This is a genomic window from Vibrio panuliri, from assembly GCF_009938205.1.
Classification (GTDB): domain Bacteria; phylum Pseudomonadota; class Gammaproteobacteria; order Enterobacterales; family Vibrionaceae; genus Vibrio; species Vibrio panuliri.
Map to the genome: position 1 here is coordinate 803,657 of NZ_AP019655.1, position 12,299 is coordinate 815,955.

Sequence of the window (12,299 nt, forward strand, 5' to 3'; positions counted from 1 at the left end):
TCCTAGTTATGATTTTCATAAGTTACCTCCTTAGTGATTTTGCGTGCCAATTGCTGCATCGCCATTTCAGACTAAGCTCGAAATCTGTAGAGGTAAAATTGATAATGTTTACAAAACTCATCAGAAAATTTGATAAGGAAAAAATAACGCGTAAAATATGCAACTTGTAGTTTCTACATCACTACAAACCCAAACCAACAACCATTAACGTTATAACGATAAGGAGTGTTATGCGTTATTCACTGAAACAGTTGGCAGTCTTTGATGCAGTAGCAGACACGGGGAGCGTGAGTCTGGCTGCTGATAAACTTGCATTGACCCAATCCGCGACAAGCATGTCGTTAGCGCAATTAGAAAAAATGCTTGGTCGACCTTTATTTGAAAGGCAAGGTAAGCAAATGGCCCTCACTCACTGGGGGAACTGGCTTAGGCCCAAAGCAAAACGGCTTTTACAAGATGCACAGCAAATTGAAATGGGCTTTATCGAGCAACATTTATTAAGCGGTGAACTTAATGTTGGTGCCAGTCAAACACCAGCAGAACACTTGATCCCCGACCTTATGAGTCGAATTGATAACGACTTTCCTGAGTTACGCATCAAACTCAGTGTGCAGAGTACCGATAACGTTCTGCAGGGTTTAATCGATTACAAGTACGATATCGGTATTATTGAAGGACGCTGTGACGATAATCGTCTTCATCAAGAAATTTGGTGTCGTGATCATTTAACGGTTGTTGCCTCGGCACACCATCCATTCGCAAAATCTGATCGTGTTAGTTTGTCTCAGCTAGAACAAGCTCGTTGGGTGCTAAGAGAGCATGGCTCGGGTACTCGTATGGTCTTTGATAGCTCAATCCATCATCTTATTGAAGATTTAGATGTATGGCGTGAATATGAGCACGTTCCTGTTCTCCGCAGTATGGTTGCCAATGGGCAATATTTAACGTGTTTGCCTTACTTGGATGTCGAACGCTTTATTGAAACAGGCTTACTGGTTGCGCTTAATGTTCCAGAGTTGAGTATGGAAAGAACGCTGTCGTTTGTTTGGCGTGCGGACATGATTGAAAATCCGTTGGTTGAATGTATCAAGCGAGAGGGGTTACGCATGATGAAAGGAAAATCTGTCTTCTAACTCCGCCCATCCCGTCGTTTGAAAGCCTAAGTCTGATGATTTAGGCTTTTACTAATTCTGTTGTTGTATCGTTTGCTCACGCAATTTGATGCAAGTGAACAATGTCAATTCAGTAAATATGTGATCTCAGTTGTGAAAAGTCGGCCGCTAGCCACTATAGTGTCGCCGAACCCAATCAAAGCTTGAGATCCTATTTATGAGCACACTAGTGGCAATTTCTATTACTACCGCAATTTTATCCGGCTTATGGGGTTGGGTTGCTGTCAGCTTAGGTCTACTTGCTTGGGCCGGATTTCTTGGTTGCACCAGCTTCTTTGGCGCGCCAAAAGACGGTATCAAAGGATTACTGATAAGCCTTATCACGAATCTAAGTGGCGTTTTCTGGGCGATGATGATCATCAAGGGTGGCGAGTTTATCTCTACTGAAATTCTCACTTATGTCTTAACCGGCGTAGTGACGCTATTTATGTGCATACAAGCCAAACAGTCTTGGTTGGCATACATTCCTGGGACATTCATTGGTTCATGCGCAACTTTTGCTGCCAACGGCGATTGGCAACTTGTCGTGCCATCTTTGATTGTTGGTGGACTGTTTGGTTATGCAATGAAAACTAGCGGTATGTGGCTGCACAGTAAGTGCAACCAACTATCAGAGAGCGGAGTAATGCAAACTAAATAAAAGGGTAAATTTTAATTATTACCCTAATAAAAGAGTTTGAATCAAGGTTAGGTGTTGCCATTTGCCATTGTCACAACACGTTTTAGTGTCCAACGAAGTAACAAGGGAATGCATTCTGTTCCCTTGTCCTCACAGTGCGAAACGATGGCAAGGGCAAGATCAGGTTTAGCAAATTTCTTAAGCACCTTATTTACCACTTTTTTAGCAGGGATAGGGTGGTCTAATGGTATCTTTACCATATCTCTAAAAAACGGTTCAAAGCCATTGTTATAGAGATAGTGTTCTATGTCTTTGTCCGGTAATTCGGTTAAACGATGCCGTTCTTGGTCATGCCCCAATCGCGCTCTGACCGTTGCTGCATACTTTTTGCCAGCAGGGTCACCATCGGTAACGACATGCCAATCAATACCAAATGCTTTTGCCACCTTAAGCAGCGACTTTAACCCTGATTGGGCGAACTCGATAATTTGAACGCCTTCGGCAGCTAAGTTGTAGCCACATTGATTCGCTAACTCGTTAAACAACCAAACCTCAGTTTCCCCTTCAACAAGTAGCCAGCAGCGTGCAAACAAAGCACTTGAGCGGTGAAAACGCAGATGAAATCCCACCCGACGAAGCTCATCTTTAGATAAACCTTGTGTGGAAAGACTAGTACAAATCGTCTTGTCAGATTGACGGACTAATCGGCGTATGCAGTAAATAGGCAACTGAGCTAAAAGATCACCACTATTGGTGGTGAGGATTTTTTGCATGGGTAGCATCTGCAACAAACCCCATGCACGGGCGAGTTGGGTAGGGTGTAATCGGCCTTCCGGGTCTTCAATGATTAAGATCGGTCTTGCACCTTTGCGGAAACGGTTCGGGCCTTTCGCCTCCAAATACGCGTTGAGTAACCCCAATAGAAGCAGACGTGTCTGTTTGTTGTTTGATTGCTCAACATACTCATTAAGAGAAATTGAATCCGATTTTCGTGCGTAGAAAATTCCATCTCGGGGTTGTTTGTGTTCGATGCGCGCATTCGACTTAAAAGAAAAGTAGTGCTCAACCAACATCCCCATAGATTTCAAACTGCTGCGCATTTCACCTTTATTGACGTGACCTGGAATCGCCATCAAACGACGGCAGGTGTTATTAATCCGTTTCTCAACGCGCTCGTTAAAACTGCCGTTGGATTCTTTACTACGTTCGAAACGTCGAGAATCTTTGAGGCGTATTACAGGGTGTAGAGTCATCAGCTCTTGAGCGATTTTTTCGCTATGATGCAACGCTATAGGATCGCCATCTCTGTTTAAGAAATCATAGTGTGTTTCTATGTCATATCCGTCACGGCTGGCACTAATCCGATAGTAAATGCGATGTTGACCTTGTTCGTCAGTCACCCAAACAGGCTTGATTCGGCGGTAGCGACGTGAATTGACTTCCTTGATATCGTTAGCCAATAAGCTAATGACAATTTGAAGGTCTTGTGTCTGAGGGTGGGAGACAGAATAGTCAACGTGAAAGTCTGTCATTTTAAATTGATAAGGCTCTCCTTCAGGAGGTAGTGAGACAGACAATGCATCGAGTAGTGTGGATTTACCCCAAGTATTCTCACCAATGAGTGCCGTAAGTTGCTCAAAAGAGATCGAAAGGCGCTTAATTCCTCTAAACCCAGCGATTTCAATACGCTCTAGCAGCATAGGCTTGACCCTCTTAATGTTGTTTTCTTAAAGAATAAAAGAAAAATTCAATATAAGCAGACGCTTAGGTCACATAACTCCAGTGTCACAAAGAAAACCTTAAAAAGTCATCTACATGTCATACAGAATACGTTAGCATGGCGCTGTAAAGTGAGATGAGATATGACTAAGATTAAAAACAGAGCCATCAAACTTAAAGTGGCTCACATCAATGATACACATTCCTATTTTGACCCCACGTCTCTTCAACTCAATATAAATATAGATGAGGCGCAAGCTAGCCCCTTCGTTAGCACTGGCGGTTTCGCTCGAATTAAAACCCGTGTCGAAGCGTTAAAACAACAAGCTCAGCAAGATAATCAAGGATTCTTATTTCTTCATGCGGGTGATTGTTTTCAGGGCACGCTTTACTTCTCGCTGTTTAAAGGCGAGGCGAACTCAACACTGCTTAACCAACTTGGTTTAGATGCAATGGCGGTGGGTAACCATGAGCTAGATATGGGGAACTTACCTGTTGCTGAATTTGCCCAGCGCATCGATTTCCCATTGCTAGCAGGTAACTGGGATCTTTCAAACGAGCTTCATAGCAAACCATTGTTGCTCAGCGGTAACCCGAACGTATACAGCTATAAACCGTCGACGCAGGCAGCCCAATGGATTGTCAAACATGTCGATCAAGAACCGGTGGCTATCTTCTCGCTAGCGTTAGATAAGATGGCAGACATCTCTAACCCTGATATCGACACGCCGTTTGTTGACGCGATAAAAACTGCGGAAAATACCGTAAAGCAAATCCATAAAGCTGGGATCAATAAGATCATATTGCTTAGCCATATGGGGTATGAAGCCGATCTTGACTTACCGAATCATGTTGCAGGAATCTCTTTGATAGTTGGCGGACATAGCCATGTATTACAAGGCGATTTCACTCAACTTGGTTTAGGCGCTGCGGACCCATATGGTATGAGAGTCAATAATACCTACATAGTACAAGCTGGCTTCCATTCAATCGCCCTCGGGCATTGTGATATCGAGTTCGACTCAAATGGCCGAGTGAACTCTTTCAACGGTAAGAACGAGCTGCTGGTTGGGCGTAGACTGTTTGTCGATACAAGCCGCAGCGAATCTTGGCAAGCGCGTTCGTATCCTGTCTTACGTGACTTGATCGATCACCATCCCAATGTCGTGGTTTGCCGGAAAGATCCGACGATAAAACTGCTGCTTAAAGAGCGCTATCAGGCACGAGTCTTGGAGTTACAACAGACTTATATTGCGCAGACTAGCCGTAAGCTGCGCCACGTTCGGCTTCCTGACGAAAAAGGAGGCAGTGAGATTGCACCTTTAGTCGCCCAGTCCTTTATGCATACGATGCGCAAGCAAGGCTACTTGGTTGACTTTGCCATCCACAATGCTGGTGGTGTGAGAAACTCTATTAATCCGGGTTCAATCTCCGTTGCCGATATCGCCGGAAAAGTCTTGCCGTTTTTGGTACCAATCGGCACCTATGAGATTAAAGGTAAGTTCATTTCCAGAATCCTCGAAGGCGCCATTAACAATGCAACCAATAACGGCGTCGACGGCACGGGCTCAGGCTCTTATCCTTATACCGCAAATCTTCGCTTTAGCTATGATACGCATGCAAAACTGGGTGAACGTATTAGCCAATTAGAGATCAAGCTTAACGATCAGTGGCAATTAGTACAGCCAGAGCAACTCTATAGAGGCACATCATCAGCTTACACAATGAAGGGTAAAGAGGGGTATGAGGCTATTTTGAATATGCACAATGAAGGTCAGGTGACTAATTTCTCAATGGCAGATTGTTTTATTGAGTATTTGACTGATAATCCATCAATTTTGGACTCTTCATCGCAATCTGTCGACACAATAGGTTAACTTTCAAACAGATGGTACGAACTTTGCTCTGTTTTCTATGATTCATTTTCATCAAATGATTAAGGAGTCATTATGTGGGGTAGAGATTGGGTCGACGTGGCGGTGGTCGTTAGCTGGGTTAGCGTGTGGGTTGCAATGATTTATATCATTCCCAATGGCGTCATGTAGAAATGAGGAGCAGTGCTCTGCTCCTTCTAATTTTAGTGGCTGCGCCTTACCAGTTCATGGGGAGTCATGCCAAACTCGCGTTTAAACGCATGGGTAAAGTTTGCCGGATGTTGATAACCGGCTTCATACGCTGCTTCAGTAATCGAAACTAAACCTCGCTGCAAATGATTATAAGCAATCTCAAGACGACGAAAGCGAATATAGCCATTAACCGTTATGTTTAAAGCTTGCTTAAACTGCCTCTGTAACTTAGAAATACTCATCGAAAACTGCTGAGACAACTGCTCTAATGAAAGGTTGCTGTCGAGGTGCGTTTCTATGTAGCTCACGATATCCGCCACTTGTATCTCACTGTTCGATTCCTCTGAAGGGGAGGCAATCAAAGGGAGTTTCGGCGTCTGCTTCAAACACTCGGCAATAATTTGATGAGTGAGGCTTTCAAATTCCATATGTTCGACAAATGTTGAAGGGGTACTGATGGATATTGCTTGCTTGAGCAAAAGGGCGATCGGTTTGTCTAATGAGAGTTTGTAATAGCAACGGTCGCGATTGAAAAAATCACGATACTCCTTAAGTTGCTGTCTTTGATTGAACCATGCGGGTTTGAGGACGATATTGAGCTTACTGACTTGATTGTGCTCTCTAATCGCGCGACAAAAATTGGCGGGAGTCAGTAGGTTAACCACAACCCCTTGAGGGTGCTCCTGTGCATCTAAGTGAAACTTCAAACCATCGTAACTAAATTCGAGTTCGCCACTTAGCAAAAGGATAATATAAACCGAAGGGTGAGCCGTTGACACAATATCACTGTCCCGCAGCTCATAAGAAGTACCGCCGTGCACCACGATCTGATCATTAAAGTTACACGATATAAATCTTCCTTCGGCCAATTTGGTTTTTGCATCACGATCGCGAGCAACAATGACCTCGTTTTCTTCTTCACACAACTTTTTAGTCAGAACGACTTTGCCAATTTTAGCTGTTTTTAAGCTATCCACACCCATTTGCCGTTTCCTCACAACTCATCGACGATCTTCCATAACTAAATCACCTTTTTGTTTATTAATAACGACCTTATCATTGTTGCGAAATATTATCATTTACATTAAAGGGATTTATTATGCGAGCCCCATTGAGGTTAATTTTTACACCAACAAACATTAGTTTGGCGATCGCAGTCGCAACTAGCCATGTTGCATTTGCAAGCGACAGTGACACTTCCCACTTCGATGAAGTGGTTGTGTGGGGGACAAAAGTATCAAGTAATACTGAGTCTATGTTTGCTGATGACATGTCTCTTAAGCAAGCTGATCACCTGTCAGATTTACTTCGTGACATACCCGGTGTGGATGTTGGTGGAACACACTCGATTAACCAACGCATTAACATTCGCGGCTTAAGTGAAACCGACCTTGATATTCGTTTGGATGGCGCTTCCCAACACGCCAATATGTTCCATCACATCGGCAACCTAACTCTTAATCCCGACATTTTAAAATCGGCCGATATTCAAGTGGGGAATAACTCTGTAACGCAAAGTGGTTTGGGCGGCTCCGTGTACTTTGAAACCAAAGATGCGCGTGACTTGCTCAGGTATGATGAGACGTTTGGCGCACGCTTGTTTGGGGGATACGCAACAAATGACTCTCAGCAAGGGTCGTTAACCTTGTATGGATTGCTAGGCGAAAAAGTCGATGCCATGGTTTACGGGCACTATGTGTCACGTGATGATTTTGAAGATGGGGATGGCGTAAAAACCTTTGGTTCTGAAGGTGATATCTATAATGTACTAACCAAGTTTGGTTATCAACTTAGTGATATCCATAGATTCGAAGTGTCTTATGATTTATACCGAGACAGCGGCGACTACAGCCCGCGCCCTGACATGTCGGGTCAAGCGAATGTCGACCTATCAAAATCCCTGTTGATACCTACAGACTATGACCGCGACACGATTGCTCTAAGTTATCAACTGAGTGGGGAACAACACAAAGGAAGCATCACTCTATACAATACTGAAACCGAAGTGGTTCGTGATGAGAGTGTGATGGCCGGTGCATGGCCAGGAAATCGAGTATCGAAAAACTCAGCGAAAAATCAAAACTTTGGGTTGGGGATCAAATTTCAATCGGACTACAATCTTGCAGGTTTGGGTAATCAAATCACTTATGGAGGAGACTACCTAGATAAAACCACTAGCAGTTATTACGGCACCAGTAAGTTTATGGAAGAGTCGACGGTCTCTAGCGATGTTTTTGCTGAAAACCAATTCCTCTTTACTGACTGGTTTAATATTACTGCCGGTGTTCGATATGATGATTATAAGCGTAAAGCGGTGGTCGGAACCAATAACTACGATGAGTTAACTTGGTCACTTGCCGGGGAGCTTGATGTTACTGATTCTCTGACACTATTTGCTAGTACGCGAACCTTGTTTAAAGGGCCTGAACTGATGGAAACGTTCATCGCCTATCAAAATGTGGCATTTCTCGATGCAGATTTAAAACCGGAAACCGGAAGAAATAGCCAAGGTGGTTTACGTTTTAATCAGCGATTTGATAAGCATACGCTAGGGATGAATCTAACGGTTTTCCAAACTGATATTGATGACTACATCACCGATGAGTCGAACCGTGCCACAGGTACGTATCGTTTCTACAATTTAGGGGATGTTAGAATTGAAGGCTTCGAAGCCAGCGTGAGTTATGGCTACGAAAGTTTTGCAAGTAAACTCTCATACTCTAAATCCGACACCGAAAACCGAGAAAACGGTGACCCTGTTGCTGGAGGGAACGGAAGAAGCATTGATATGGGTGATAGCATAGCCCTTAACTTTGACTATCAAGCACACAGCCTTGATACAATCTTTGGCTGGAGCTCCATCTGGGTTAAACAAGAAGACAATGTCTTTGACGGCCAACCACCAAAGCAAGCGTACGATGTTCACAACCTTTATGCTCAGTGGATCCCTCATTCAGTAGAAGGTCTAACAATTACCTTTGGCATAGACAATATCTTTAATGAGCAATATACGTCGCATGCCTCTCGTTCGGGAATCGTAAACCGTAATGGGATCATTGTGTTTGATGACCATGAACCTGGTCGCAACTATAAGCTTTCTGCCGCCTATCAATTTTAGCGTTAACGATACTCACAAAGGGACGATTTAAGTCCCTTTTTCGCATTGAAGTCATGCAGTAATCTCATGATTGACCCAAATGACTTTTCTTTTACTCCACTTGTTAACGAGCAACGTTTTACCAATAGTCCATTCATAATTTGTCGCGAAATAAATTAATTTAAAATTTGTATTATTGCAGTTGCAAAGTCGCTTCCGGAGACTTACAATCCGCCCCGTTTGGGGAGTAGTCGCCTCTGGTTTACTTATCGTCATCTCGTTAGGTTTCAAGCCTTTCCGGTAAGTATAAGCGTTATCCGCTTCGACGAGACCAACGTAATCAAATTCTCTTTCCTTGAGGGAAGGAGGTCTTTTGTTTGCGGAAGGGATCGTTGTTGTTACCCCTCGATCCCTCCGACTTTTAGGAGGACGCATGACCCCGTCTACATATATCGGCTTCGCCGTTCTAACTCTAACGCTAGTTGCGCTCGATATCTGGCAAACTCGCGGTGGAAAAATCACTATTCGTAAAGCTGCAATCTGGAGTGTCTTTTGGTTTGTATTGGCATTCGTTTTTGCTGCATCCATTTATTTCTTCTGGGATGTATACGCACCGGGTAGTAGTTACAGCGCTGAAAAAGCCACCGTGTCATTTATTACGGGTTATTTGCTAGAGAAATCGCTAAGTGTCGACAACTTGTTTGTCTTTGCGATTATTTTTACTCAATACTCAGTACCCGAACACCTACGTCCTCGCGCTCTGTTGTGGGGTGTGATTGGTGCGTTGATATTACGTGCAATCATGATCGGTGTGGGCGCACAATTGCTCGCTCAATATCACTGGATCTTATACCTATTTGCAGCATTCCTAATTTGGACAGGTATTCAACTCGCTCGTGATAAAGGTGAAGAGGAAGAAGTTAACCCGTTACCAGAGAAGATCATTCGCAAGTTTGCAACCGTTACTGACGGTTACCGCGAAAACGCGCTAACGGTGGTTGAAAATGGTAAACGCTGTGTAACGCCAATGATGATAGTGATCGGTGTGATCGCGTTTATGGACGTTATGTTTGCGCTAGACTCAATTCCGGCAATCTTTGCCGTGACACGTGAACCGTTCTTAGTGCTTGCAGCTAACGTATTTGCGTTGCTGGGTCTACGCTCACTGTACTTTGTACTACAAGGTATGATGGATAAGTTTATTTATCTTAAACCAGCACTGTCATTTATTATGATCTTTATCGGTATCAAAATGCTACTTGTTGGCACTGCATGGGCAATCCCAACAGCAGTATCGCTACTGGTACTATTGATTACAATGACAGTAGCAGTTATCGCTTCTGTGATGAAGCAACGTTCTCAAGTTCAAGCGTCACAAGAAACACTTTAATCTCATATAATTAAAGTGTGATGAGCTCCTCGTACTAGTAAGATTGCTTTTGTAAAAGTATTGTTACTTAGGGCGAGGGGCTTTTTTATATGTTGATATTAATGCAGTAAATTCGACTATTTAAACACCTCAGGCCACTCTAAAAGCATATTCCTCAAAATGCGCATGTGAACGAAATGTAATATTAGAAAAACTAATCTTACAATCTAAGATTTGTCATTATTTGAGCAACGAAAAAGCCGCTAACATTCAACTGTCGAAAAGTTATCCGATTTACAAGAGAGGCGCATATGGCACAAGTTCTTGACGCTAATACCGTATTAACACCTATCTCTAAGGAAAGAAAAACCTACTCGGTTAACATTAAAGGATTAATTGTTCACTTATTAGATATCTTGTTTACTGACCGAGCAGAACCTCGTACTCATTACGCGGCTGAGTTGTCAGGGCATATGCAAAAAGATATCGGACTATACCGCTAAACGCACAAACGAAAGAAACGTCAGTACTATACTGGCGTTTTTTTATGGAATAAATCCCGATAAACTATGTACTTATCGGTAATCAATCAAATTAATTAAGGCGTCCATCACACTTTACTACTATTTTGCTCTATCTTTAGAGGTGATATTTAAGTGCGTAGTTGCACATGAACATTGGCTCTAGGTAAGGAAACGATATGAGTGAAATGGAATACGATTATCCCTCTAGCTACAATCTAATCTCAATTACTGATCCCTCCAGTTATATCAAATATGCCAGTCAACACTTTAGCGAAGTTGCTGGTTACAAAGATGGCGAATTGAAGGGCCAACCGCACAATATCGTCAGACATCGAGACATGCCTAAAGCCGCATTTAAAGATCTTTGGAGTCATCTGCAATCCGGTAAACATTGGATGGGCATGGTGAAGAATCAACGCAAGGGTGGGGGCTACTACTGGGTTGATGCCTTTGCGTCACCCATTCTACATAATGGAGAGATTGTTGAGTTCCAATCGGTTCGTTTTAAACCGGAACGAATTCACGTTAAACGCGCTGAAAAGGTGTATGCAAAGTTGAGGCAAGATAAGAGACCGTTATCGATCCTTATGCCTCGGACACGACTTTGGATGCGCAGCGCGTTCTTTATTACCTTGTTTATGCTCGCCGGATTATGGCAACTTACGCTTGGGTATTCTCCACTTCTTGCAAGTCTAACAATCGGGCTAGGCTCTATCGCTTCCATCTATGCACTTACACGTCCCCTTGAACGTATCGCTCAAGACGCCAAAAAAGATTTCAATAACCCTTTGATGGAGTATATATACTGCGGACGTGTGAATGATCTTGCCGAAATAGAACTCGGAATGAAGATGCGCAAGCAATACGCTAACGCACTACTTGGGCGCGTTGGGATTTCTGTCATGGACTCTTGCCACGAAACGCGTGCAAATGCCGACAATGCAGCCGCAAACAGTGAACAGGTAACACAAAACCTCAGTGAGCAGAAAATCGAGATTGACGTCGTGGCGACATCAGTTAATGAGATGCAAGCGGCATCGGCAGAAATATCGCAAAATGCGCAAGCAACCGCAGACGCGACACTCAAAGCCGAAAATACTATGACGGAAAGTCGTGCTGTCATTGATGACGTCAATCACTCCGTACTTGAGTTGGTTAACGAGCTACAAGCCATTTCCAACACGGTGACCGAACTAAACCAGCAAACCAATCAAATCGGTTCAGTCGTAGAGGTGATTAATGACATTGCAGAGCAAACTAACTTACTTGCATTAAACGCCGCGATTGAAGCGGCAAGGGCCGGCGAACAAGGACGAGGTTTTGCCGTGGTTGCTGATGAAGTTCGCACGCTAGCGCAACGTACTCAAGAATCAACGACTGAGATTAAATCTGCCATTGAGAACATTCAAGTAGGTAGTAACTCTGCGGTTGATGCCTTGATAAAAGGCAATGAGAAATCCAGCCGCACCGTTGAGTCTATTACTCAAGCGCAAGACAAAATTCAACGCTTAGAGGAGTTGGTGCAAGACGTTGTTGACCGCAATCAACAAATCGCGGTGGCAATTGAAGAGCAAGTACACGTTTCCGATGAAATCAACGAAAACATCCAATCAATCAATTTGAAGTATGCGGATTCGTACGAGTTGATGACACAAACCAATCAAATGAACAGCCAAGTTCAACAGAGCACCAATGAGCTTAAGCTAGTGATTGAGAAGATCGCGAGTTAAGCC

At 43.5% G+C, this 12,299-nt stretch carries 9 protein-coding genes; 7 read left to right on the forward strand and 2 right to left on the reverse strand.

The genetic code is table 11. The features are described from left to right. The first annotated feature begins 230 nt into the window (after nt 1-230). Together GZK95_RS18335 and GZK95_RS18340 are read left to right on the forward strand one after the other, a co-directional pair. Nucleotides 231-1,133 carry a LysR substrate-binding domain-containing protein gene (locus GZK95_RS18335; protein WP_075710758.1) on the forward strand — a complete coding sequence of 301 codons (903 nt, stop codon included), beginning with the start codon at nt 231-233 and terminating at the stop codon, nt 1,131-1,133. A gap of 196 nt (nt 1,134-1,329) precedes the next feature. Next, nucleotides 1,330-1,812, forward strand: coding sequence for a DUF1097 domain-containing protein (locus GZK95_RS18340; RefSeq protein ID WP_075715219.1), 483 nt, complete (start codon nt 1,330-1,332; stop codon nt 1,810-1,812). A gap of 47 nt (nt 1,813-1,859) precedes the next feature. Here the strand turns inward: GZK95_RS18340 and GZK95_RS18345 are convergent, their stop codons facing one another. Then, nucleotides 1,860-3,491, reverse strand: a complete 1,632-nt coding sequence (locus GZK95_RS18345; protein WP_075710762.1) for an ATP-dependent endonuclease — start codon at nt 3,489-3,491, stop codon at nt 1,860-1,862. Between the two features lie 162 nt (nt 3,492-3,653). On the opposite strand from GZK95_RS18345, the gene GZK95_RS18350 reads away from it, so the two are divergent. Beyond that, on the forward strand, nt 3,654-5,387 hold the full coding sequence (locus GZK95_RS18350; protein WP_075715217.1) for a bifunctional metallophosphatase/5'-nucleotidase: 1,734 nt from the start codon (nt 3,654-3,656) through the stop codon (nt 5,385-5,387). 200 nt (nt 5,388-5,587) lie between these two features. Here the strand turns inward: GZK95_RS18350 and GZK95_RS18355 are convergent, their stop codons facing one another. After that, entirely contained in the window at nt 5,588-6,559 is a 972-nt protein-coding gene (locus GZK95_RS18355; RefSeq protein WP_075715215.1) for a helix-turn-helix transcriptional regulator, read from the reverse strand. A gap of 116 nt (nt 6,560-6,675) precedes the next feature. Between GZK95_RS18355 and GZK95_RS18360 the strand changes: the two genes are divergently transcribed. The 4 genes from GZK95_RS18360 to GZK95_RS18375 all read left to right on the forward strand — a co-directional run bounded on the left by GZK95_RS18360 (nt 6,676) and on the right by GZK95_RS18375 (nt 12,296). Beyond that, a complete protein-coding gene (locus GZK95_RS18360; RefSeq protein WP_075715213.1) occupies nt 6,676-8,694 on the forward strand; it encodes a TonB-dependent siderophore receptor in 2,019 nt (672 codons plus the stop codon). A gap of 412 nt (nt 8,695-9,106) precedes the next feature. Further along, entirely contained in the window at nt 9,107-10,063 is a 957-nt protein-coding gene (locus tag GZK95_RS18365; RefSeq protein WP_075710772.1) for a TerC/Alx family metal homeostasis membrane protein, read from the forward strand. 290 nt (nt 10,064-10,353) lie between these two features. Further along, a complete protein-coding gene (locus tag GZK95_RS18370; RefSeq protein WP_075710774.1) occupies nt 10,354-10,545 on the forward strand; it encodes a hypothetical protein in 192 nt (63 codons plus the stop codon). Nucleotides 10,546-10,742: 197 nt separating this feature from the next. Beyond that, entirely contained in the window at nt 10,743-12,296 is a 1,554-nt protein-coding gene (locus tag GZK95_RS18375) for a methyl-accepting chemotaxis protein (RefSeq protein ID WP_075715209.1), read from the forward strand. Nucleotides 12,297-12,299: the final 3 nt, after the last annotated feature.